Annotated in this window: 22 protein-coding genes and 1 tRNA gene; 12 read left to right on the top strand and 11 right to left on the bottom strand. The window is 38.7% G+C overall.

What is annotated here, in order from left to right; genetic code table 11:
* Positions 1–117: 117 nt before the first annotated feature.
* Both AC1M9K_RS09375 and AC1M9K_RS09370 read right to left on the bottom strand, forming a co-directional pair.
* A complete protein-coding gene (locus tag AC1M9K_RS09375) occupies positions 118–837 on the bottom strand; it encodes an HAD family hydrolase (protein ID WP_481589115.1) in 720 nt (239 codons plus the stop codon).
* A gap of 110 nt (positions 838–947) precedes the next feature.
* Positions 948–2,234, bottom strand: a complete 1,287-nt coding sequence (locus tag AC1M9K_RS09370) for an MFS transporter (protein WP_481589114.1) — start codon at positions 2,232–2,234, stop codon at positions 948–950.
* A gap of 137 nt (positions 2,235–2,371) precedes the next feature.
* On the opposite strand from AC1M9K_RS09370, the gene AC1M9K_RS09365 reads away from it, so the two are divergent.
* The 5 genes from AC1M9K_RS09365 to putP all read left to right on the top strand — a co-directional run bounded on the left by AC1M9K_RS09365 (position 2,372) and on the right by putP (position 7,091).
* Complete coding sequence (locus AC1M9K_RS09365; protein ID WP_481589113.1) at positions 2,372–2,989, top strand: lysophospholipid acyltransferase family protein; 618 nt, start codon at positions 2,372–2,374, stop codon at positions 2,987–2,989.
* A 74-nt stretch (positions 2,990–3,063) separates the two neighbouring features.
* Positions 3,064–3,993, top strand: a complete 930-nt coding sequence (locus tag AC1M9K_RS09360; protein ID WP_051586590.1) for a patatin-like phospholipase family protein — start codon at positions 3,064–3,066, stop codon at positions 3,991–3,993.
* Between the two features lie 86 nt (positions 3,994–4,079).
* Positions 4,080–4,553 (top strand): NfeD family protein, encoded by a 474-nt coding sequence (locus tag AC1M9K_RS09355; protein WP_180028098.1) that lies wholly within the window; start codon positions 4,080–4,082, stop codon positions 4,551–4,553.
* A gap of 24 nt (positions 4,554–4,577) precedes the next feature.
* The gene (locus tag AC1M9K_RS09350) at positions 4,578–5,432 is read left to right on the top strand and encodes an SPFH domain-containing protein (RefSeq protein WP_035268029.1); all 855 of its coding nucleotides are present in this window, start codon (positions 4,578–4,580) and stop codon (positions 5,430–5,432) included.
* A 168-nt stretch (positions 5,433–5,600) separates the two neighbouring features.
* Entirely contained in the window at positions 5,601–7,091 is a 1,491-nt protein-coding gene (gene putP / locus AC1M9K_RS09345; RefSeq protein WP_481589112.1) for a sodium/proline symporter PutP, read from the top strand.
* Between the two features lie 33 nt (positions 7,092–7,124).
* Here putP and AC1M9K_RS09340 read toward each other — a convergent pair whose 3' ends face one another.
* The 3 genes from AC1M9K_RS09340 to prpF all read right to left on the bottom strand — a co-directional run bounded on the left by AC1M9K_RS09340 (position 7,125) and on the right by prpF (position 10,557).
* Positions 7,125–8,036, bottom strand: a complete 912-nt coding sequence (locus AC1M9K_RS09340; protein WP_092767007.1) for a polyprenyl synthetase family protein — start codon at positions 8,034–8,036, stop codon at positions 7,125–7,127.
* 136 nt (positions 8,037–8,172) lie between these two features.
* The gene (locus AC1M9K_RS09335) at positions 8,173–9,135 is read right to left on the bottom strand and encodes a GGDEF domain-containing protein (protein ID WP_481589111.1); all 963 of its coding nucleotides are present in this window, start codon (positions 9,133–9,135) and stop codon (positions 8,173–8,175) included.
* 234 nt (positions 9,136–9,369) lie between these two features.
* On the bottom strand, positions 9,370–10,557 hold the full coding sequence (gene prpF, locus AC1M9K_RS09330; RefSeq protein ID WP_481589110.1) for a 2-methylaconitate cis-trans isomerase PrpF: 1,188 nt from the start codon (positions 10,555–10,557) through the stop codon (positions 9,370–9,372).
* 322 nt (positions 10,558–10,879) lie between these two features.
* Here prpF and AC1M9K_RS09325 point away from each other — a divergent pair, with 322 nt between their 5' ends.
* The 5 genes from AC1M9K_RS09325 to AC1M9K_RS09305 all read left to right on the top strand — a co-directional run bounded on the left by AC1M9K_RS09325 (position 10,880) and on the right by AC1M9K_RS09305 (position 17,072).
* Complete coding sequence (locus AC1M9K_RS09325) at positions 10,880–12,229, top strand: amino acid permease (RefSeq protein WP_481589109.1); 1,350 nt, start codon at positions 10,880–10,882, stop codon at positions 12,227–12,229.
* Between the two features lie 70 nt (positions 12,230–12,299).
* Positions 12,300–12,375: transfer RNA gene (locus AC1M9K_RS09320), tRNA-Arg, on the top strand.
* 219 nt (positions 12,376–12,594) lie between these two features.
* Positions 12,595–13,881: an OmpP1/FadL family transporter gene (locus AC1M9K_RS09315; protein WP_179998572.1), complete on the top strand. Its 1,287-nt coding sequence runs from the start codon at positions 12,595–12,597 to the stop codon at positions 13,879–13,881.
* A 336-nt stretch (positions 13,882–14,217) separates the two neighbouring features.
* The gene (locus tag AC1M9K_RS09310; RefSeq protein ID WP_481589108.1) at positions 14,218–15,591 is read left to right on the top strand and encodes an OmpP1/FadL family transporter; all 1,374 of its coding nucleotides are present in this window, start codon (positions 14,218–14,220) and stop codon (positions 15,589–15,591) included.
* Positions 15,592–15,884: 293 nt separating this feature from the next.
* Positions 15,885–17,072: an OmpP1/FadL family transporter gene (locus tag AC1M9K_RS09305; protein WP_481589107.1), complete on the top strand. Its 1,188-nt coding sequence runs from the start codon at positions 15,885–15,887 to the stop codon at positions 17,070–17,072.
* 51 nt (positions 17,073–17,123) lie between these two features.
* On the opposite strand, the gene thrH is transcribed toward AC1M9K_RS09305, so the two are convergent.
* Complete coding sequence (thrH, locus tag AC1M9K_RS09300; protein ID WP_035269809.1) at positions 17,124–17,741, bottom strand: bifunctional phosphoserine phosphatase/homoserine phosphotransferase ThrH; 618 nt, start codon at positions 17,739–17,741, stop codon at positions 17,124–17,126.
* A gap of 198 nt (positions 17,742–17,939) precedes the next feature.
* Between thrH and AC1M9K_RS09295 the strand changes: the two genes are divergently transcribed.
* Positions 17,940–18,674, top strand: a complete 735-nt coding sequence (locus tag AC1M9K_RS09295; protein ID WP_035269807.1) for a phosphoadenylyl-sulfate reductase — start codon at positions 17,940–17,942, stop codon at positions 18,672–18,674.
* Between the two features lie 166 nt (positions 18,675–18,840).
* Positions 18,841–20,295: a WS/DGAT/MGAT family O-acyltransferase gene (locus tag AC1M9K_RS09290; protein WP_092767000.1), complete on the top strand. Its 1,455-nt coding sequence runs from the start codon at positions 18,841–18,843 to the stop codon at positions 20,293–20,295.
* A gap of 52 nt (positions 20,296–20,347) precedes the next feature.
* On the opposite strand, the gene AC1M9K_RS09285 is transcribed toward AC1M9K_RS09290, so the two are convergent.
* From AC1M9K_RS09285 to mreC, 5 genes are all read right to left on the bottom strand, one after another.
* On the bottom strand, positions 20,348–20,515 hold the full coding sequence (locus tag AC1M9K_RS09285; protein WP_171260695.1) for a PA1571 family protein: 168 nt from the start codon (positions 20,513–20,515) through the stop codon (positions 20,348–20,350).
* A 136-nt stretch (positions 20,516–20,651) separates the two neighbouring features.
* Positions 20,652–22,106 (bottom strand): ribonuclease G, encoded by a 1,455-nt coding sequence (gene rng, locus AC1M9K_RS09280; protein WP_481589106.1) that lies wholly within the window; start codon positions 22,104–22,106, stop codon positions 20,652–20,654.
* A gap of 51 nt (positions 22,107–22,157) precedes the next feature.
* Positions 22,158–22,724, bottom strand: coding sequence for a Maf family nucleotide pyrophosphatase (locus tag AC1M9K_RS09275; protein ID WP_481589105.1), 567 nt, complete (start codon positions 22,722–22,724; stop codon positions 22,158–22,160).
* A complete protein-coding gene (mreD, locus tag AC1M9K_RS09270; RefSeq protein ID WP_481587256.1) occupies positions 22,712–23,206 on the bottom strand; it encodes a rod shape-determining protein MreD in 495 nt (164 codons plus the stop codon). The genes AC1M9K_RS09275 and mreD overlap by 13 nt, the downstream gene beginning before the upstream one ends.
* On the bottom strand, positions 23,193–24,050 hold the full coding sequence (gene mreC, locus AC1M9K_RS09265) for a rod shape-determining protein MreC (protein WP_035269796.1): 858 nt from the start codon (positions 24,048–24,050) through the stop codon (positions 23,193–23,195). Before mreC ends, mreD begins: the two co-directional genes overlap by 14 nt.
* Positions 24,051–24,053: the final 3 nt, after the last annotated feature.

The following is a 24,053-nucleotide window of genomic DNA, read 5'->3' as shown; positions in this document are numbered from 1 at the left end:
AGATCGCTCAGCCCTAATACGCTCAATCAACCACAGTAGTTTATTGCATGCATTTTGAACTGATCATTTTATATTACACTGCATCAAGCTGATCGTCTCAAAAATTCATCATTTACATCATGCATTGACTTGTTTTATATACGCTAAAATTTCAGGCAAAGTCTGAATTGTTTTATTTAAGGGCGGTTGATGTTCAGCTAAGGATTGGTGGAACCCCGCCAAATATAGTCCATCTAATCCAGCCTGAGTAGCAGCCCAATAATCATTCACTGGATGATCACCAACATAAAGACAATGGTCAGGTGCAATTCCTAATTGTTGACAAGTCATATGAAATATTTCTGCTTGAGGCTTTGACACACCTGCCTTCTCAGAACTCATGATTACATCAAAATAATGCGCGATTCCTAAACCTTCGATAATTTTGTGTCGAGTGAAATGTCCTCCATTCGAAATGATTGCCAACTTAAATCCCTCGCTTCTAAGCTGATCAAGCGTCTGAATAGCATTTGGCATCATGACTGCGTTTAGTCCAAATTGATTAAACCAATAGTCACTTAATTCATCTAATTCTGGTGCTTTTTTCCATTTCAACTGATTGAGTAATGCATGAGCGACGGAACCACCAATGGTAGGTGCAGTCATTCTTTCTCGGATGGGATAGCCACCATGATCAATATATCGAATCGTTTCGAGAATCTCAGCTTGCGCAGACGAGGCAGATTGATCGATTTGCTGTTTATAAGTATTAAATAATGCCCGACTAAAAGTTTGAACACTTAAATCTCGGTGTGTCAGTGTATTGTCCAAATCAAAAATAACAGCTTGAATTTTCATAGTGCTTAGAGGAGTGTATTCATTTGCCCATGCTATCAACTCTCCGCAATCTCGATTATTCCTTTTTATTTCATCCTAAGCATGAAAATGAATAAAAGATAGATTACAGACTAATTCCATTGATGTTTATTTTGAACTGTATACCGACTCCATACTAAAATTGGTATGAATAAAAATAATCCTAATATACAGATCAAAATGAGATATGAGGTATAACCAAGCCAATCGCCTAATATGCCACTCAAGGTATACAGTGCTCCCGCAATAGAAGCCATCAATGCGACTTGGAAAGTAAAATCTGTTCCTGCAAATTCTTTCCGACTGTATTGCATCACCAAGGTTAGAATAATCACCAATAACATCGCAGCGAACATATCTTCTAAAGCATTGATGATATAGATCCACACGACGTTCAATTCAGAAGGTCGAGCCTCATAATGCGATAACCATGCAAATCCAATGAGACTCAATAATTTAAGCAGTGAAAAAGTAATTAAAGCACTTTGACGCGAATAAAACCTAAGTAGCCAACCTGCAATACCTGCTCCGATCAAAGCAGCAAATGCTCCAAGCATGGTCACATTGACACCAATTTGCGTCTTAGATAGTCCTAAATCGACCAACAATGGTTTAAGAATAGGTCCAGACAATCCATCCGTCACTTTAATGCTACACAATACAAAAAACCAAAGTCTGAGTTCTCGATTTTGAAAAAAATATTTTAAGTAATGACTTAAAGCTTTCACGAAACTTTGAGTTTTAGATGATGAATCATCATCTTGATGATTATTGATGCTTTGTGAAGTATGTTGAGGCTCACGATACAATAATACGGGTAGCGTATTAAATGCCACCAAAATAGCCAAGCATAAAAAAGTGGTTTGCCAAGTCAATGCATCTAATACCCACAATATCGCACCGCCTCCCACAATAAAGCCCAACCTTGAACCAATCACTTGGAACATATTGCCTAAATGCTGTTGTTCACCTTTTAGAATATTCACAGCTAAGCCATCGGTTGCTATATCTTGAGTCGCTCCGATACTATTCATCATCAACAATGCCACGAAAAATCCAAAGAGATATTGAGGTTGATTCAGTGATTGAATGGGGATAAATGATAAGATAATCAATGTGATAATTGTGAGTAACTGAGTGGGTATAATCCAACTGCGGTAATGCCCTTGATTGAACAAATGATGGCGATCAACCAATGGAGCCCATAAAACTTTGAGTGCCCACGGAGCCATCAGCAATCCAAATCCACCAATATGCGTTAAGGAAACACCTTCAGCACGCAGAATCACGGGCAAAGCATGTGTCATAAATCCTACTGGCAATCCTTGCGCCCAATAGAGTGAAAATAAAAGCACATACATTTTGGTATTTGGTGACATGAAAGAGGTATCCTGCAACTGATGTTTTCTTAATCAATCCGTATTGAGATGTCCTTGTCACTTGATTCTTATTCTGCCAATGTATCTCATACACAAGGTCTTTATAATAAGTTTAAAAAGCAATTATACAACGCACAATGAACAATAGATTTCCAAAATTACCATCACAAGTTCCTCAACGCGGTTCAAAGTTGAGTCGAGCAGCGTTCAAACAGCTTTATCTTCGACAAGGCTGGTCTTTTGAAGGAGAATTTCCAAATTTTCCCAAAGCTGTCGCAATTGTGTCCCCCCATACATCAAATTATGATGGACTGTATGCCTTTCTCGCGATGCTTGGCATTGGCATTGAAGTCACAATCTTTGGAAAAGATAGTCTGTTCAAATCTCCACTCAAACATTTACTCAAATGGATCGGGGTGATTCCGGTAAAACGCGATACCCCCCAAGGCTTGACTCAACAAATTGTTCAAGCTATTCATAAACGAGATAGAATTTGGGTGGCAATGGCACCTGAAGGTACACGAAAAAGTGCTAAAAACATTCGCAGCGGTTTTTATCACATTGCCTTAGGTGCAAATATACCAGTGGTAATGTTTGCATTTGATTATGATCATAAAATCATTCGATGTTTAGGAAGCCTCGAAATGACGGGAGACTATGAATCTGATCTGCACAAAATATTAGAATATTATCGTGGAAAAATTTCTCCTAAAAATATAAGTCGTTTAGCATTACCCTTTAAAGAACTTTTGTAAAAATGCTAGAAAAATAGACAGCAATCTGTTGAGATATGCCTAAAATTTTGACACTTTTTAACAGATTAATGTCTATGTCATTGCTCCTCAATCTTCCCAAAATCAGCTTCATTGGCCTGAGTTTATTGGCGCTATCAGGCTGTAACTCTACTGTAAAAAATCCTACACAATCCACTCAAATTCAAGCACGCGAGCCAGTGATCGCCATTGCTCTAGGCGGTGGTGGTGCAAAAGGTTTTGCGCATATTGGTGTATTAAAGGTTTTAGAATCTCATGGTATAAAACCCAAAATTGTTACGGGTACAAGTGCTGGAAGTTTTGTCGGTAGTATTTATGCTTCAGGCAAATCTCCCTATCAACTACAGCAAATTGCACTTCAGCTGAAAGAATCCGATATTCGTGATTTAACTTTAAATCGACAGGGTGTGGTCCTCGGTCAAAAGCTCCAAGATTATGTCAATCGACAGGTTGGGAACAAACCGATTGAACAATTCCCGATTCGATTTGCTGCAGTTGCCACACGTTTAGATAATGGTAAACGCGCTGATTTCGTCAAAGGTAATACAGGTCAAGCCGTAAGAGCGTCATGTAGTATCCCTAACGTCTTTGTTCCAACAACGATTGGCAAAACCAAATATGTTGATGGTGGACTCGTGAGTCCAATTCCAGTTCAAACTGCCAAAAATATGGGTGCAGATATTGTGATAGCAGTTGATATTTCTGCACGCCCTGCAGGCAATAAGCCGATGAGCATGTGGGGACTGTTGGATCAAACGATTAATATTATGGGTCAACAAAGTATCAATACTGAACTCAATGCAGCTACAGTCGTGATTCAGCCAAAAGTTGGCCATTTAGGAACTTTGGATTTGAAAGCCAGCAATGAGGCAATACTTGAAGGTGAGAAAGCAGCGCAACTGAAAATTAAATCAATAGATACCGCAATTGCCAATTTCAAAAAATCTCCTGCTGCTTTCAAACCTGCACCAACAGCTCGCTTTTAAGCATTTTTTATAGGCTTCTCTGCCCTAGTCTGTTATCTTGATATAGATGTTTTCGTCTATAACAAGATAACGATTAGAGTAGATGTATGGACTTATTGATTGAACCTTGGCATTGGTTTGTATTAGGTATTTTGCTCATCCTGTCTGAGCTCATTTTACCGGCCTTTGCTGCACTGTGGTTTGGTATAGCTGCAGTCATTATTAGCATACTCGTGTGGCTATTTCCTTCTATGGGGCTTCCAACTCAAATTATTTTATGGGTTGTCCTATCGATTTCATGTACGGTGGTTTGGTTTAAATTTATTAAACCACTTTCCGTTGATAAGACTAAAGCGGGTCTCTCACGTGAAGCGACAATCGGACAAGTTGGGATGGTGATTCAAATTGGTCATGAACCTGAATTGGTCAAAGTTCGTTTTCAGCTTCCAGTTCTCGGCTCTGACGAATGGAATTGCAGAACACTGAGCCCTGTTCAGGTCGGTGATCGTGTCAGAGTTACAGATATTTTAGGTAATGAGCTGGTCGTTCAAGCGCACAATAACCTCAATTCACCGTTATAAACAATAATTCTTAAAGGAGTAGAAATGTCTGGTTCAATTATTGCCATCGCATTTTTGGCATTCGTCGGGATCACTATTTTTAAAGGGGTTCGTATTGTTCCTCAAGGCTATAAATGGATCGTACAACGTCTGGGTAAATACCATACAACCTTAAGTCCAGGTCTAAACTTTGTGATTCCTTATGTTGATGAAGTCGCATATAAAGTCACAACAAAAGATATCGTTCTTGATATTCCATCTCAGGAAGTAATTACAAGAGATAACGCAGTTCTTTTAATGAACGCTGTTGCCTATATCAACATTACTACACCAGAAAAAGCAGTCTACGGTATCGAAAACTATACTTGGGCGATCCAAAACCTTGTCCAAACTTCTTTACGTTCAATCGTCGGTGAAATGGACTTGGATGATGCTTTATCTTCACGTGATCATATTAAAGCGAAGCTGAAAGCAGCAATTTCTGATGATATTTCAGATTGGGGAATTACGCTTAAAACGGTTGAAATCCAAGATATTCAACCATCAGGTACGATGCAATCCGCAATGGAAGCACAAGCCGCAGCTGAACGTCAGCGTCGTGCGACAGTGACACGTGCTGATGGTGAGAAACAAGCTGCGATTCTGGAAGCTGAAGGTCGTCTTGAAGCATCACGTCGTGATGCTGAGGCTCAAGTTGTACTTGCTGAAGCTTCAGAAAAAGCCATTAACATGGTTACCAATGCTGTAGGCGACAAAGAAATTCCTGTCGCTTATCTACTTGGTGAACAATATGTAAAAGCAATGCAGGATATGGCTAAATCTAATAATGCTAAAACTGTGGTATTGCCTGCTGACATCATGAATACGATTCGTGGGGTAATGGGTCGTAATAATCCTTAAATCGCTCAAACACTCTTCAAAATTTAAAAAGGCAGCTTCGGCTGCCTTTGTTATTGATATGACTCAAGATTCAATTCTTCAGCATTTATTTTAAATTTATGGTTAAATTTCGCATCCTGAAAGATTGCATGAAAACAATCTATCGTCTAACTGCATCATGGAAATTGTATGAGCACCTTTGATCCCACCTTAATCACTTTCATGTTCTATATTGTCGCCATGGTCGTGATTGGTTTAATCGCGTATCGAGCGACCACGAACTTTTCAGATTATATTTTGGGTGGACGACGCTTGGGAAGTTTTGTAACAGCCCTTTCAGCTGGTGCTTCTGACATGAGTGGCTGGTTACTTATGGGTTTGCCAGGTGCTATTTATCTTTCCGGTCTATCAGAAATGTGGATTGCAATTGGTTTAATTATTGGTGCCTGGCTCAACTGGCTGTTAGTGGCAGGACGTCTCAGAGTTCATACTGAAGTTCAACACAATGCCCTTACACTCCCAGATTACTTTTCCAATCGTTTTAATGATCAGAAAAAAATTCTACGAATCGTTTCCGCATTTGTCATTTTAATCTTCTTTGCCATTTATTGTGCTTCAGGCATGGTGGCAGGCGCTCGATTATTTGAAAGTATGTTTGATCTTTCTTACAGCACTGCCCTTTGGATTAGTGCAATTGCAACGATCAGTTACGTTTTTATTGGTGGGTTCTTAGCTGTTTCTTGGACAGACACCATCCAAGCGGGATTAATGATTTTTGCCTTATTGCTTACCCCCATCGTGGCTTTACTGACTTTTTCCGATTTATCTCAAGTGAATCTAGCACTTGAAGCAGCGCGACCAGAAGCAAGCAGTTTAATGGGTAACTTAAGTACCGTCGCAATTATTTCATTACTGGCTTGGGGTTTAGGCTATTTCGGACAACCTCATATTCTCGTACGTTTTATGGCTGCTGATTCAGTTAAATCGATTCCTAATGCTCGTCGTATTGGTATGACTTGGATGATTCTGTGCCTTGGTGGTGCAGTGGCTGCTGGATATGTCGGTATTGCTTATTTTCAGCAAAATCCACAGTTCGCTAATATTGTGAATGCTAACCCTGAAACTGTATTTATGGAGTTAACGAAAGTTCTATTTAACCCATGGATCGCCGGGATTGTATTAGCTGCCATTTTGGCTGCGGTAATGAGTACATTGAGTTGTCAACTTCTTGTTTGTTCAAGCACTTTAACCGAAGATTTTTATAAATCTTTCATCCGTAAAACTGCTTCTCAAAAAGAACTGGTTTGGGTGGGTCGCTTGATGGTGCTCCTGATAGCTTTACTTGCGATTGTTTTAGCGTCAAACCCTGAATCTAAAGTACTTGGTCTAGTTGCCTACGCTTGGGCAGGCTTTGGGGCAGCATTTGGCCCGCTCATTATTCTGTCTTTATTCTGGAAACGCATGACATTAAATGGCGCTTTGGCGGGGATGATCATTGGTGCAGTGACCGTTATTGTATGGAAAAATATTTGGGCTGATAATGGAATCTATGAAATCATTCCTGGCTTTATTTGCTCTCTCATCGCAATCATTGTTGTGAGCTTATTCGGTAAGCAACCGAACTCAGATGTTACTGACCGATTTGACGAAGCAGACCGATTATATAAAGCGACAAAATAACAAATGAAAAAGAGGACTTTCTGTCCTCTTTTTTTAACTCTTTCGAGCAAGTAAAAAAGCTGAAATTTGTTTAAGTTCAGATGCTGAATCACCAAAATAATCTAAAGCACTAATGGCTTGCTGATGAAGCTTATTTGCATATTCTTTTGCAGCATCTAAACCCAATAAAGCTGGGTATGTTGATTTTTCTACAAGTTCATCTTTTCCAGCGGTCTTTCCAAGCGTTTCAGTATCCGAAACTATATCTAAAATATCATCTTGTACTTGAAATGCTAAACCTAATGCTTGACCAAATTCACGCAATTTCGGTATTCCTGCATCTACACCGTCCATCACTGTCACTGCTGACATCATGATTGCCGCCTGAATCAGTGCACCAGTTTTATTACGATGAATATTTTCCAATGCTTCCTGATCAATTTTCTTGCCTTCTGCTTGCAAATCTAGGACTTGACCACAAACCATCTTAGAAGATGATGTCGCCAATATCTGCATTTGCTTCAACACAATAGAAGGATCTACAGTGACTTGTGTATCAAAAAGGCGACTTCCTAAAACCTCAAATGCCATCGACTGCAAGATATCTCCCGCAAGTAGTGCTGTATCTTCACCATATGCAACATGGCACGTTGGTTGACCACGACGCAACAAATCATTATCCATACATGGTAAGTCGTCATGAGCAAGTGAATAGCAATGAATTAACTCAACTGCAACTGCTGCACGTCGCACAGCAGCAAAATTTTTATGATCTTCACTTAATTCTGCTGTTGCATACGCTAAAGCTGGACGAACCCGTTTTCCACCTAACATGACTGCATGATTTACAGCACTTTTCAAAGGCTCTGGAATGAAAAAAGCATCTAGGGCAATTTTCAGATCCTGTTGGATTTGCTGTTGAGCACGTTGTAATACTTCACTATTCACAGAGATATGTACTGTCACTGCCGTCTTTGAACCTCAAGTTATACCGTTTCATGTCGGTATATATAAAATTGTCCTTATTCTACAACCAATTGTGATTGCTACAAAACACAATGCTGATTTGTTTTATTTAGTGATAGGTTTAAATGAAGAGTGACTATTCATCTAACACATGAATCGAGTTTCGACCCAATACATGTGCAATGTCAACCGCACGATCTAAGGTTTCTAATATTTGCTTTTCTGAGTACATTTTTTGGCAATGAGGATGAAAAATCCCAATCGCACACGTGAGTACCTCATCCTCTTGAGGATCGAAATAAATTTTTTCACGGACCAATGTTTGTTTTAGGCGTTCAGCAATGGTGAGAATTTTCCAAGGAGTCGATTCTTGAATCACCAAGATAAAACTTGCAGAATTCAAACGATAGACTTCTGCTAAATCTTGATTCAACTCCTCTTTAATCAGAGATCCAATACGACTCAAAATTTCATCGCCAATGGTATAACTATTGAGCTGATTAAACTTTTTAAAATTTTCGACTTCAAACTTGATAAAAGAATAATTTTTCCGATCTTGAATAAGGAAGCGATCTTTTAAAAACTGTTCAAATGCCAGCTTATTGTTCATCCCAGTCACAGGATCCAAATATAGCTCTTCAAACAACCTTTTATTATTTTGGATCAAGACACGTTCACGTCTTTTCAATTTTGTTATATCTGCACATACGATCAACACGCAATCCAAAGAGGTTGATTTATCTCTTAAAGCACTAAAATAAATTTGAAAAAAATGCCCTTTTGAATAGAACTCATTTTCAATTTTGTATAAGCGTGAATCATGTCGAAACAATTGCAGCGCATCTTGAAATAATTGGTAAACCGTCGTTGATACGAAACCTAATTTCTTTCCGAGTAAATAGAGTGCATCACTCTCATAGATATCAGCAAATAATTGATTTGCACTAATAAATACACCATCATGCTGAACTAGCGCCACAGGCACAGGGATTTTGGCAATCACAGATACCAAATCTAATTTATTTGTAGCATGAATTTGGTTTAGAAACTCTTGATCAATCTTGGGCGTATCCTGCTCAAAATTATTATCCTTCTTCATTGGTCTTTCTCATTTTAATTATTCGTGGAGCGAAGGCTATTCAGCAACTTAATTTTATGAATTCGGTGAATATAATCACGTTGACTTATTTCCTTAATATAACATGTCAAAATTGTCATAGTCTCAATTATTTATGAGTGAATCGTACTGTTAGTAATGCTTTCAGGCTAATTTAGTATACTTATCACATATTTTAAGCGCGTAAAAAAACCACTCGAAAGTGGTTTTTTCATATTAAAACGTATCGCCAGGAATTCGCACCCATCCTTCCATGAGTACTCGAGCACTGCGACTCATAATGGCCTTTTTTACAGTCCATTGGTCATTAATTTTCTCCGCTTCAGCGCCCACTCTGAGTGTCCCAGAAGGATGCCCAAATCTGACTGATTTTTTTTCACCACCACCTGAGGCTAAATTGACTAATGTTCCAGGAATTGCAGCGGCGGTTCCAATCGCTACAGCTGCGGTTCCCATCATGGCATGGTGCAGTTTACCCATAGATAAAGCACGAACCGTCAAGTCGATCTCATCAGCGTGTACTGCTTTTCCGCTAGATGAGATGTAATTTTTAGGCGCAGATACAAATGCAATTTTAGGTGTATGCTGACGTTGAACCGCTTCATCAATATGCTGAATAATACCCATCTTTACAGCACCATAAGCACGAATTTTTTCAAACTTGGCCAAGGCCTCGACATCATTATTGATATGATCCTGAAGTTCAGTTCCTTCATACCCCAAGTCTGAAGCACACATAAAAATAGTTGGAATACCCGCATTAATCAGCGTCACCTGAAAGCGACCAATATCTGGGACTTCCAGTTCATCAACCACATTTCCTGTGGGAAACATGGCAGCCCCATCCTCTCCATCATCTGCGGGATCTAAAAATTCTATTTGCACCTCTGCAGCTGGAAATGTTACCCCATCAAGCTCGAAATCACCTGTTTCCTGAACCTGACCATTTGTGATTGGGACATGCGCAATAATCGTTTTCTGAATATTGACCTGCCAAATCTTTACCGTACAAATTCCATTCTCTGGGATCTTTTCTGCACTCACGAGACCATTTGAAATCGCAAATGAGCCTACAGCAGCCGTAAGATTGCCACAATTACCACTCCAGTCGACGAATGGTCGATCAATTGCAACCTGTCCAAAAAGATAATCTACATCATGATCAGGTTGAGCGCTTTTAGAGAGAATGACTGTCTTACTGGTACTAGATGAAGCACCACCCATTCCATCGATTTGTTTGCCATAAGGATCAGGGCTTCCTATCACACGTAATAAGATCTGATCTCTTGCTTTACCTGGAACTTGAGCTTCTTTGGGTAAATCATTTAAGTTAAAGAAAACACCTTTACTCGTTCCTCCACGCATATAAGTGGCTGGAATTTTAATTTGTGGTGTTGAACTCATAGCTCATTCCTTCTCTTTTAATATTTGTTATCAATCGTGATTTTTAGTTCAATACAGTATAAATGATTTTTTATGTGAACATGAGCACTTAACACTATGGTATGAATTTCCATCAATTACGATAGATTAAATTTAATTCACTCTCACAAAAACAAATTCTAATAAAATTAAATGATTGATTAAAAAATAATTAAATCATTTTTCTATAATAATTTTATTTTATTTAAATCATAAAAAACATTCATGAACGCTGACGTACTAGGCTAATGCAATTTGATCTATTACAATCTTGTAACTTATTTCAATCGTCGGGCTGAATACTTTGAATAACAAGTCTTCACAACTTCAGCGTGGCTTAAAGAATCGTCATATCCAATTAATCGCTATGGGTGGTGCAATTGGTACAGGCTTATTTTTAGGTTCCGCACACGTGATCCAATCTGCCGGCCCATCTATTATTTTGGGTTATGCAATTGGTGGTTTAATCGCTTTTTTAATTATGCGCCAATTAGGCGAAATGATTGTTCATGAACCTGTTGCAGGATCATTTAGTCATTTTGCAAATAAATATTGGGGTAAGTTTCCTGGATTCCTAGCAGGTTGGAACTATTGGATTCTTTATATTTTGGTCGCGATGACCGAATTAACAGCTGTTGCAAAATATATTAACTATTGGTGGCCTCACATTCCTGCTTGGTCATCAGTTCTTTTCTTCTTTATTATCATTACCTTAGTTAACCTCTGTAATGTTAAATTTTATGGAGAATCAGAGTTTTGGCTGTCTATTATTAAAGTAGCAGCTGTCGTGTCGATGATTATCTTCGGTCTATTCTTGTTGTTTACAGCAGGATCTGACTCTACTGCATCATTCAGTAATCTTTGGACTCACGGTGGTTTCTTCCCTCATGGATTCGAAGGTTTATTCTTCATGTTGGCATTCCTGATGTTCGCCTTTGGTGGTATTGAACTGATTGGTATGGCGGCAGCTGAGGCTGAAAATCCAGAGAAAACGATTCCTAAAGCAATTAATCAAGTTGTTTTCCGTATTCTGATTTTCTATGTTGGGTCGCTTACAATTCTTCTTTCTTTAGTTCCATGGAATCAACTGCAACTTGGTGGTCTAGATAAAAGTCCATTCGTAATGATCTTCAGTCAACTGGGTATTGATTGGGCTGCTCACCTGCTCAACTTTATTATTTTGACTGCTGCGCTATCAGTATATAACAGTGGAATGTACGCGAATAGCCGTATGCTTTTTGGTTTAGCAAAACAAGGGAATGCCCCTAAAATTTTTGAAAAAACCAATAAACAAGGTGTACCTGTTCCTGCGGTATTGTTGTCAGCAGTGTTAATTTTCGGATGTGTTTTATTAAACTATTTTGCACCTGAAGATGCTTTAAGTAATTTAATTTATATTGTTGTTGGTGCTCTAGTACTTAACTGGGCGATGATTGCGTTGACTCACTTGAAATTTAAACAAGCGATGAAAGTGTCAAATACCACTTCAAAATTTCCTGCTCTATGGTCACCAGCCAGTAACTATTTGGTTCTTGGGTTTATTATTGTCGTGCTTTACATCATGTGGACTCAGGGCTTAAGCGGTGCTGTGATCATGATTCCGATCTGGATTATCCTGATGTTGGTATTATTTAAATTACTTTACCGAAAATAGTAAGACGCATTAAAAAAGTTATTGCTAAGCAATAACTTTTTTTCAAAAATTTATTTGATCAGATTAGTATGCGTCCTTAGCTTAACTGGATAGAGCAGTTGCCTCCTAAGTGACCGGCGTGGGTTCGAGTCCCGCAGGGCGCACCATTTTCTGAGATTAATACACTTATCAACAAATTGACCCAAAATAAAAAAAATAATGTCATTTCAGTCAAATTTTTGTTGCATCTCATTACCTTTATGATATGTTGTTTGTAGAGTAAAAAATAAACATTTTAGCATAAATCGTTTATCTATCAGCTCTTAAGGAAATAACTAAAAAAATTCTATTAAATTAAAAATTCACATTATCTAAGGATAGATAACATGAAATTAAAAACCATCAGTGCATCTGTATTATTTGCTTTATTACCGATTTCTGGGGCTTATGCAGCCGCAATGGATCGCTCAGGTCAATCGATAGGAGCATTTTTACAACCAAATAACTACTTTGAAGCTGGCATCTCCATTATTGACCCTGATGTATCTGGAAAAAATCAATTGGGTCCAATTAGTGATATGGGTGATGATTATTATTTTCCAAGCGCAGCTTTGAAATTACAACTTAACGAAAATTTCTCTTTCGGTATTCTATACGATCAGCCATTTGGGGCATCTGCAACTTATACAGATGGTATGATTCCTGATGATGGAGCCTTAGGTAATCGGCCACTTGCAGGCACTAATGTAAAAGTTAATTCAAATAACATTACTGCTCTTTTCGGCTTTCAACCTAATGAACAATGGAACTTTTATGCAGGCGGTGTGTATCAAGATGTGAGAGGCAACTTAACACTATCTAGTATTGGTTATAATTCAACTTTTAAACGTGATGAAGGCTACGGTTGGTTAGCAGGAGCAGCTTTTCAAATACCAGAAATTGCATTAAAAGTGTCTTTGACTTATAGATCTGAAATTGATCATGAGCTTGACACTACTGAAAATTCAAATTTAGTCGTTGGTGTAATTAACAATCAAGTTGCAACAATTGATGGACTAGTGGCATTAGCAAACGGAACACTTACATTTGAGCAAGTGGTAAGTTCTCTGCCTATTTCTGCAGAAGATAAAGCTCAAGCATTAGCAGCAAATAGTTTACGAAACAAACTACTTAATTCTGATTCAGAAAAAACTAAAATCTCCACACCTCAATCCGTTAATTTAGATTTCCAAACTGGCATTATGGCCAATACAGTTGCTTTTGCGAATGTACGATGGGTCGAATGGGGTGGCTATGGTATAGATATTGATAAATTTGGAAGTATTACCCAATTATTATCAGGTCAACGACAAAATATTATCGATTATGATAAAGATCAATGGTCTGCCACAGTTGGTGTTGGGCGAAAAATTAATGAAAAATGGGGTGGTGCTATTTCTGCCGGCTGGGATTCAGGTGCTGGTAATCCTGTAACTGCACTTGGTCCAACTGAAGGTTATTGGAATGTCGGATTAAGTGCACAGTTTAGTCCTACTCCAGCAACTTTTATCGGTGGAGGCGTCAAATATTTTTGGTTAGGAGATGCTGAAGCTCGTTCTGTTGGCAAATATGTCGGTAATTTTGAAGATAACAATGCTTGGGCATATGGTTTAAAAATGGGTTATCGTTTCTAAATGCCATTTATTTTTCAAAAGAGCACTTTAGTGCTCTTTTTTATTTAATCATGAATACCGTTGACTGACTGTATAGTTCATTTATAAATTAACGATAAGATAGTATGACTCAAAATTAAATAATTCATAAATTCAATAATCTATATAAAAATAAAATTCCTATTATTTTTATCAGAATTAAAATTCAATTATAAATTTATTTCCTTAGAGTATTTACTCTGATTCTTAATGTGTTATTTTGTGAACATAAGATTTAGGATCAGTTTAAGATAACTAATCCTCAATTCAATTGGAAAATACAAAATAATTCATTGAAGAAGATCAGGGAAAATTCAAGTGAAATTAACAAAATTATCAGCTGCTGTATTATTCGGTTTAGCATCATCAGGCACTTTTGCTGCTGCATTAGATCGTTCTGGACAATCTATTTCATCATTCCTTCAACCAGGAAATTACTTCGAAGCTGGCATCTCAATTTTAGATCCATCTGTCTCTGGTAAAGATTTATCGGGTAATCATACTGGAGATATGGCTGGTGATTACTACTTTCCTTCTGCAGCATTAAAAATTCAAGCGACCGATAAAATTTCATTTGGTTTGATTTATGACCAGCCTTTCGGTGCTGATGCAGCATATAAAGGTAACAATAATTTTACCACACAAGGTTCTGATACCATTTTAGGTGCACTCCCAGTTTACCTTGGTGAAAAGCCAGCAAGTGCTCCTATAGGTGTAGGTTTAAATACTGGTGTAACAGGTGGCACATCAGTCGAAGTAGATACACAAAATATTTCCGCTATTATCGGCTTCCAACCTAACGAAAATTTTAATTTCTATGGCGGAGCTGTTTATCAAACTGTTAAAGGAAATGTAAAATTAAGAGGATCGACGTATAGTATCTTTAATGGATACGATGCTGATATTAAAGAAGACGGCGACTTCGGTTGGTTAGTCGGTGCAGCTTATCAAATTCCTGAAATCGCTTTAAAAGCCTCTTTAACATATAGATCTGAAATTAGTCATGACGTTGAAGTAAATGAAAGTATTCCTGCTGCAACCGCATTAGCAAATCCAGCAAATGCTCCTCAATTGATTAACCTCATTACAACTTTGACTGCACTTGGACAAATCGATCAAGATACAGCAGGTAGCCTACAAGGAGCAATCGGTGCTTTAGGTGCTGGCTTCAAACCTGGATCTACAAATGTTACTACTCCACAATCTGTCAACTTAGATCTACAAAGTGGCATTATGGCGAACACCGTAGCATTTGCAAACATACGTTGGGTGGATTGGTCTAGTTTCTCAATTAAGCCTAATAATTTCGGTCAATTGGCTGATGCACTTGGTAGTGCCGGACTTATCCCTGGCAAACCTAATGGATTTAACCTAGTTGATTATTCTAAAGATCAATGGTCTGTAACAACAGGTGTAGGTCGTAAATTTAACGAGCAATGGGCTGGTAATGTTTCAGTTGGATGGGATTCCGGTGCAGGCAATCCTGTAACGACACTTGGACCAACAGAAGGTTATTGGAACGTAGGTTTAGGTCTTCAATATAGCCCTACTCCAGCTACGTTTATTGCAGGTGGTGTTAAATACTTCTGGTTAGGTGATGCTGATGCTCAGACAGGTGCACATAGTGCAGCAGGCAAGTTTGAAGACAATGACGCTTTAGCTTACGGTCTTAAAATCGGCTATAAATTCTAATCATTCGTCAATAAAAAAGACCACATGATTGTGGTCTTTTTTTATTTTTATACAAGTATAAATTAATTGTTTGTTATATCATCATTTAAAATAAAAAAACGACACAAACTACAATTCCTTTTTTGATCAATAATACTTTTTAAAACATGGACATAATTATTTAGCCTCATAATTTGATAATGAAGTAATATAAATTTGATTATATTTCAACCACTTCCGAGTATTTACTCTTTTTTTATTTGTGTTATTTTTCATGCAATTTTTTCGCCATATGGCATTCATGGATGAACATCATGAAATTTAAAGTACTTTCATACTCAGTCTTATTGTCTACACTCCCATTAACTTCAATTTACGCCGCAGGATTAGATCGTTCAGGTCAGTCGATTTCAGCATTTCTCCAATCAGGTAATTATGCAGAAGCTGGCATTTCTGTTTTAGATCCCACCGTTAAAGGTTCTTCCACAGTGATTAATAAAATCACTGGTCAGGATTTAACAGGCGAAAAAATTACCGATATGGGCAGTGATTATTATTTTGTAAACACTGCTCTTAAACTACAGATTACTGACCAAGTTTCTTTAGGATTAATTTACGATCAGCCTTTTGGTGCAGATGCATTATACGATGCTAAAAATCAATCATTTGGCAATAGTTTAAGTGGTACATCAGTTGAAGTTAAGACACAAAATTTAACTGCACTCATTGGCTATCAACCCACTGAAAATTGGAATTTTTATGCTGGTCCAGTATGGCAAACAGTTGAAGCTGATATCAATTTAAAAGGTAGTGCATACCAAGTCTTAAATGGCTATAACATCCATGTAGACCAAAAAGAAGCTTATGGCTGGATTGCAGGTACTGCATACCAAATTCCAAAAATTGCATTAAAAGCATCTATCACTTATCGCTCTGAGATTAAACACAAAGCTCAGTCGAATGAAACCTCGCTCCTTCCACTTTACGCCGATGCATTAAAAAAGCCTGAGTTTAATAGATTAGATAAGATCGCTGCACTAACTGAAGCAGTTACTCCACAATCTGTAAATATTGATTTACAGTCTGGAATTGCAACAAACACTTTGGCGTTTGCTAACCTGCGTTGGGTTCATTGGGATCAATTTACGGTTACACCTAGATTACTTGGATTAGTTGGACAGGACCTCATTTCGTATTCCGATGATCAGTACTCTGCAACCTTAGGTGTTGCACATAAATTTAATGATCAATGGGCAGCAACCACAACTGTAGGCTATGACGCTGGAGCTGGAAACCCTGTAACCACTTTAGGTCCAACTGAAGGTTATTGGAGTGTAGGCTTAGGTGGTCAATTCAACCCATCACAGCAAAGCTTTATTCAAGCTGGTGTTAAATATTTCTGGTTAGGCGATGCAACTGCTCAAACGGGTGGCATAAATGTTGGAGAATTCAGCAACAATTATGCATTAGGTTATGGCATGAAAATCGGGTATCGATTCTAACAATTGTTATAAAAAAAGGACGCTAAAGCGTCCTTTTTTCAAAGTAATAACTTAGGCTGGAATATCACGTACAGAAGCGTTGCGGATCGCTTCTTTCAATGCAGCATAACCATTAATCGCAGGAAATTGTGGGAATTCTGCAATTACATTATCCGGCGCATCAAATAAGAAACCTTGATCTGCTTCACCGAGCATCGTAGTATCGTTATACGAGTCGCCTGCAGCAATTACACGGAAATTTAAACCGTGTAAAGCTTGCACTGCTTTACGTTTTTGATCAGGTTGACGTAGTTTATAATTTGTAATCATACCATTTTCGTCAGTTTCTAATTTGTGACAGAAAATCGTAGGCCAACCTAACTGCTTCATCAATGGATGAGCAAATTCATAGAATGTGTCTGATAAAATGATGAGTTGGAAATGAGTACGTACCCACTCGACAAACTCCTTAGCGCCTTCAAACGGTCCCATATCTGCAATAACAGCTTGAATGTCATTTAAACCTAAACCATGCTGTTTAAGAATATTTAAACGCTGAGTCATGAGCACATCGTAGTCTGGAATATCTCGAGTTGTTGCTTCAAGCTCTTTAATTCCTGTTTTTTTTGCAAAATTAATCCAAATTTCAGGAACCAAAACGCCTTCAAGATCTAGACAAACGATTTCCATGATACTGCCCTCAGCATTAATAAAATTTGCAATATCATAGCCGAAGATTGTTGAATATCGATGTAATTTTTTAAATCTATTTTATTCATAAGTATTTATTTTTATTTCATAAGATAAATCTCTGAATTCAACTAAAATATACATCAAATATTTTAATATAGGACTTGTTGTTTCCAAGCCTATATCGCCAGGATTCTCATGACTACCATTCCAAGCATAGATTTAATTGATGCACTTGCATCAGAGTATGAAGATAAATCCCCTTCGGAAATTATAGCCTTAGCTTTAAATCAAACAGGTGAAATTGCCATTTCATTTTCAGGTGCTGAAGATGTTGTATTGATTGATATGGCTGCAAATTTAGGTAAACCTTTTCGCGTGTTTAGTCTTGATACAGGTCGCTTGCATTCAGAAACTTATCAATTTATTGAGACTGTTCGTAAGCATTATAATATCAACATTGAAATATGTTTCCCGGAAGCTGAAGCTGTTCAGAATCTGGTCAACGAAAAAGGACTGTTTAGCTTTTATCAAGATGATCATAAAGAGTGTTGTGGTATCCGTAAGGTTCAACCTCTTCGTAAAAAGTTAGCAACACTTGATGGTTGGATCACGGGTCAACGTAAAGATCAAAGTCCGGGTACACGTACTGAAATTCCAGTGATTCAAGCTGATCTAGGTTTTTCAGGTGAAGGTAAACAACTCATTAAATACAACCCTTTGGCGAATTGGACGAGTGCTGACGTTTGGAATTATATTCGCATGATGGAAATTCCATATAATCCATTGCATGAAAAAGGTTTTATTTCAATTGGATGTGAACCATGCACGCGTCCAGTACTTCCAAATCAGCACGAGCGTGAAGGTCGTTGGTGGTGGGAAGAAGCAACGCATAAAGAATGTGGTTTACATTCAGGTAATTTAAAAAAGTAAAAACTGTCTCACAAAGTTTTAAGCCACTGATTTAAAGTGGCTTTTTTGTACTGACCATTCATTAAAAAAATTTATGCCCCCTCCAACAAATACGTCTATACTGATCTCTTGGATTGATAATTCTAAAAAACAATTTTAGAAATTTGCAGTGAGGCAAACCTAGACTATGCGCCCATTACACCCGCTTGATTTTATTTTCTTATCTTTGGAAAAAAGACAACAGCCCATGCATGTTGGCGGATTATTTTTATTTGAAATTCCAGAAGATGCGCCACCAACCTTTATTCAAGATTTAGTGGCAGATATTCGCAACTCAAAATCTATTCCAATTCCACCGTTTAATAATAAATTAAACGGACTGTTTTGGGACACAGACACTGAATTCGATCTTGATCATCACTTCAGACATATTGCTCTACCACATCCTGGTCGTATTCGTGAGCTACTCACCTACATTTCCCAAGAGCACAGTTCATTAATTGATCGAGCTAAGCCATTATGGATGTGTCATATCATTGAGGGCATTGAAGGCAATCGTTTCGCCATGTATTTCAAAATACATCATGGGATGGTCGATGGTATTGCAGGCATGCGTTTAATTGAAAAATCACTCTCTCATGATCCAAATGCAAGAAGTATCGTTCCGCCATGGTGTGTCGAAGGTCCGCGTGCTAAGCGACTTAAAACACCTAAAGTAAGCCGTGCAAAACAAATCTTGTCTAATTTGAAAGGTCAAGTGCAGTCTACACCGGGTGTATTCAAAGTGCTGTCTGAAACTGTCTTTAAAGATATGGGACGTAATCCGGACTATGTATCTAGTTTTCAAGCCCCAAGTAGTATTCTGAATCAAAAAGTCAGCTCATCACGTCGTTTCGCTGCTCAGTCATATGAGTTTAAGCGTCTCAATCATATTTCAAAATCACTGGGTGTGACCATTAACGATATTGTGCTTGCGATTTGTTCCGGTGCTTTACGTGAATATTTAATCAGTCAAAGTGCTTTACCAGAAAAACCATTAATCGCTATGGTTCCTGTCTCCGTTCGTACGGATGATTCAGACATGTCAAATCGTATTACGATGATTCTGGCGAACTTAGCGACACATAAAGCCGATCCATTAGAACGACTCGATCTTATTCGTCGTAGCGTAATGAATGCGAAACAAAAATTCAAACGCATGACTTCAGATCAGATTCTCAACTATAGTGCCTTCGTATATGGTCCTGCAGGTTTAAATATCATCTCTGGTTTAGCACCTAAACGTCAGGCCTTTAACCTCGTTATTTCTAATGTTCCAGGGCCTAAAGAGCCGCTATATTGGAATGGTGCACGTTTGGACGCACTCTACCCTGCTTCTATCGTACTTGATGGTCAAGCATTGAATATTACAATGACCAGTTATATGGATAAATTAGAAGTCGGTTTAACCGCATGTCGAAATGCTTTGCCTAAGATGCAAAATTTATTGACCCATTTAGAAGATGAGATTCAACGATTTGAAAAAATTGTGGGTCTACCTGAAGATGAAAAACCGCAGATTATGAAAAAGGCTACTAAGCGTAGTGCAGCAAAGAAACAAGTAGTAGCGGATATAGAGATTCCAAATGAAAAACCAGCTTAAGGCTGTATATTTCGATATTTACAAAAAAATTAAGGGGCTTTAAAAAGGCCCCTTAATTTTTAATATTACGACACTGCTTGATTAATTGCTGACAGAGAGAAACGACCATCGCTTGTGTAACTCGAATTTCTTGACCTTGATCGTTGAGCATCAAGCAAGCGCTTTTGTTTGAATCCACAATTTGACGATGGCTACCCGCTAATTGTTCCGTTAAATTCATACCCACTTTGACCTCACTTTGCTAAGACAACATCGCTGTCTTTGGCTATTCGATTTGATTTCTTAAGTATTGAGAAATCGAGATCGAATGTAAAATCTCAGTTGTAACAAGTGTTTAACGATATTCTGTTACAATTTCAATTCAAAATGATATCGTATTGCTCTTGCGTGTATAAATTTTCGACTTGGAACTTAATGACACGTTTCACAAAATGCTCTAAATCAGAGACGGCGGCAGCTTCTACGGTTAATAATCGATCCACAACCGATGGATGCGCAACGACAGTAAAGTCAGTCTGAGACTCAAAATCTCGAGCATATCTTAAGATCTCTCGAAAGATTTCGTAACAAACAGTCTCGGCACTTTTCACATAACCACGTCCCTGACACGTTGGACAAGACTCACATAACAAATGTTCAAGTGATTCACGCGTCCGTTTACGCGTCATTTCTACTAAGCCAAGCTCAGACACTTGGGTGATTTTAGTTTTTGCATGGTCACGTTCTAAGACTTTTTCAAATTGCTTAAGCACTTCATCACGGTGTGAGGCCTCTTGCATATCAATAAAGTCAATAATGATAATTCCACCTAAGTTGCGCAGTCTGAGTTGACGCACAATGACTTGTGTCGCTTCCATGTTGGTCTTAAAGACGGTGTCCTCAAGAGAGCGTCCACCTACATATGAGCCTGTATTGACGTCAATAGTGGTCATGGCCTCCGTCTGATCAATCATGAGATAACCACCAGACTTTAAAGCAACACGTGTTTGCAGTGCTTTTTGAATATCTGTTTCAACATTGTATAAGTCGAATATCGGACACTCACCAGGATAATGTTTCAGACGATCAACCATATTTGGTACAAACTCAGCCACGAACTCTTGTAGCTTGGCAAACACTTCTCTTGAATCGACTTGAATTTTTACCGTATCTTCATTTGCCAGATCACGGATGATACGTTGAGGAAGTGGTAGCTCTTCAAAGATAAGTGATGGCACCACGACACTTTTTTGTTTACGCTGAATAAATTCCCAAAGTTTTGCCAAATACGCCATATCTTGCGCAATAGCGGCTTCTTCGATCCCCTCTGCTGCAGTTCGTACAATGACAGAACCGGGTAACTTATGTTCAGCTTGAATACGCTCAATGATCGAACGTAAACGATCACGCTCTTCTTCTGATTCGATTCGCTGAGACACGCCAGTATGATGTCCATAAGGCATCATCACCAAATAGCGAGAAGGAATGGAAAGATCAGTACTTAAACGCGCACCTTTCGTGCCTAACATATCTTTCATGACCTGCACTGTCAGAATCTGACCTGGTTGCAGAAGATCAAAGACATTTGGCGTCGGTTGATTACGAGGCCAAATCATGTCATTGATATGTAAAAAAGCAGTACGAGATAAGCCAATGTCTACAAATGCCGCTTGCATACCAGGCAATACACGTACAACTTTGGCTTTATAAATATTCCCGACTAAACCACGTTTAGCGTTGCGTTCAACAAATAGTTCGTTGACCGTCCCATTTTCAACTAACGCCACCCGACACTCCATTGGGGTGACGTTAATCAACAACTCGTCAGACATAAAAAACACTCAAAACATTATAAAAATTTTTTAAAAGGTTAATTTAGTGCCTTAACCACTTTTCAATATTTGATTCAGTAACTGTGATGTTTCATGTAAAGGCAAACCCACCACATTGGTGTAGCTACCTTCAATACGAGGAACGAACTTTGCGGCGATTCCTTGTATTGCGTAAGCCCCTGCTTTTCCTACAGGTTCCCCAGTTGACCAATATTCTTCCATATCATGATGACTGAGTGATTGAAAATCAACCTTTGTGCTCACTACCGTACTTATTGTTTTATGTTGTGAAGACACACAAACGCCACTGAGGACTTCATGCTGACGTCCTGACAAGGATTGCCAAATTTCAAACGCATGTTGCTTCGAGTCAGGTTTGCCAATAATTTGTCCATCTAAACTGAGGCTTGTATCTGCAGCAATGACCACCGCATCTGGAAATCGCGCTAAAACAACCTGAGCTTTTTGTTCTGCTAAACGTCGAACATAATCATGCGCTTGCTCACCATCACGTACAGACTCATCGATTTCTGGACTAAAAATATCAAATTTAAGTCCAAGCTGTGCAAGCAATTCTTTACGCCGAGGCGAGCTCGACGCCAGGATTAAATTCGCCATTTTCGAAGCAAATAATACAAGATGGGCCAAGTTAAAATACTGCTCATTAGTGGCTGCCAATGACGAGTTATCGAAAATTGCATATCGGAAATAATTTGTGCAAAAAGGACATAAATCAAATGTGCCAATATAGCAACACTAGCGATTGCCCAAGTATTTCCAAACGTCATTAAACGGCGTTCACGCACAAACCAACGGATGGCGAATGTTAGTAAAACGAAGCTTAACGCATGTAAACCAAGGGGTGCATCAAGCAGTAAATCGGTAAATAACCCGACTGCAAAAGCAAACCAAACGCCACACCATGTCGGTTGAAGCAAGATCCAATACATCGTAATCATCAGCATGATCAGCGGTCGCCATCCTGCCAATGAATAAGACAGAGGATACACCACCAAGACTGAACCAATAATGATTGAAAGCACGATGATCCATAGTGGATCACGTGTTTTAACTGATGATATTTTTTTAGCGCTGAGCATGAGGTTGCTCCATGGCTAACGAGTCTGAGAACAGTACCACCACATGGTGTCCACCTGCTAACTGAGCTGCAGGTTTCACGTCTATCTGCGCAAACTCACCGGTATTTTCACGCTTAACTTTGGATACTGTTCCGACCAAATAACCCGCAGGAAAATGTTGTCCTAAACCTGAACTATACACCTTGTCCCCGACTTTGACGTTAGCGCTGGTCGGTACATATTCCATTTTCAGACGACCTAAATCACCAGTGCCTGACACAATGGCACGCATTCCAGAGTTTTCAAGACGTACTGATAGGGAGTGTTCTTTATCAGACAGCAACATGACACGGCTACTGTGCGGATAAACATTGATGATCTGACCCATGATACCGTTATCATCCAACACCGTTTGCCCGACACGCAGTTGGCTCGCAGCACCGCGGTTAATGATAATGATATGACGTAATGGATCAGCATCTGTGCCAATCACCTCAGAGATTTCCATACGACCGTCAATGATCAAAGGCGTATCCAATAATCCACGTAAGCGCGTATTTTCAGCGGAGAGTTCTGAGAGTTTTTGAAGGCGAACCTGAGCCTGAAGCAGCTCTGCCTGCATCGCAGTATTCTCACGACGCAGTTGCGCTTCAGACTTGGTTTGTTGACTGAGCCATTCTTTCGATAAAACGGGATAACTTGCAATGGCATAAATGGGATTGTATGCCGCGTACAAGACATCTCTTGCTGGTTGAATCAAGTGTGGAGCGCGCCAATTAAACATTAACACGAACAAACACACGATGACTGCAATGATGAAAGAGCGAAAAGATGGCGGTTGTCTTGAAAACAGATTCGGTTGCACCGC

This window comes from Acinetobacter sp. 24-47-67 (assembly GCF_056779735.1).
Note: the sequence above shows the minus strand (reverse complement) of the source record. Positions and strands in the feature narration are given on the sequence as shown.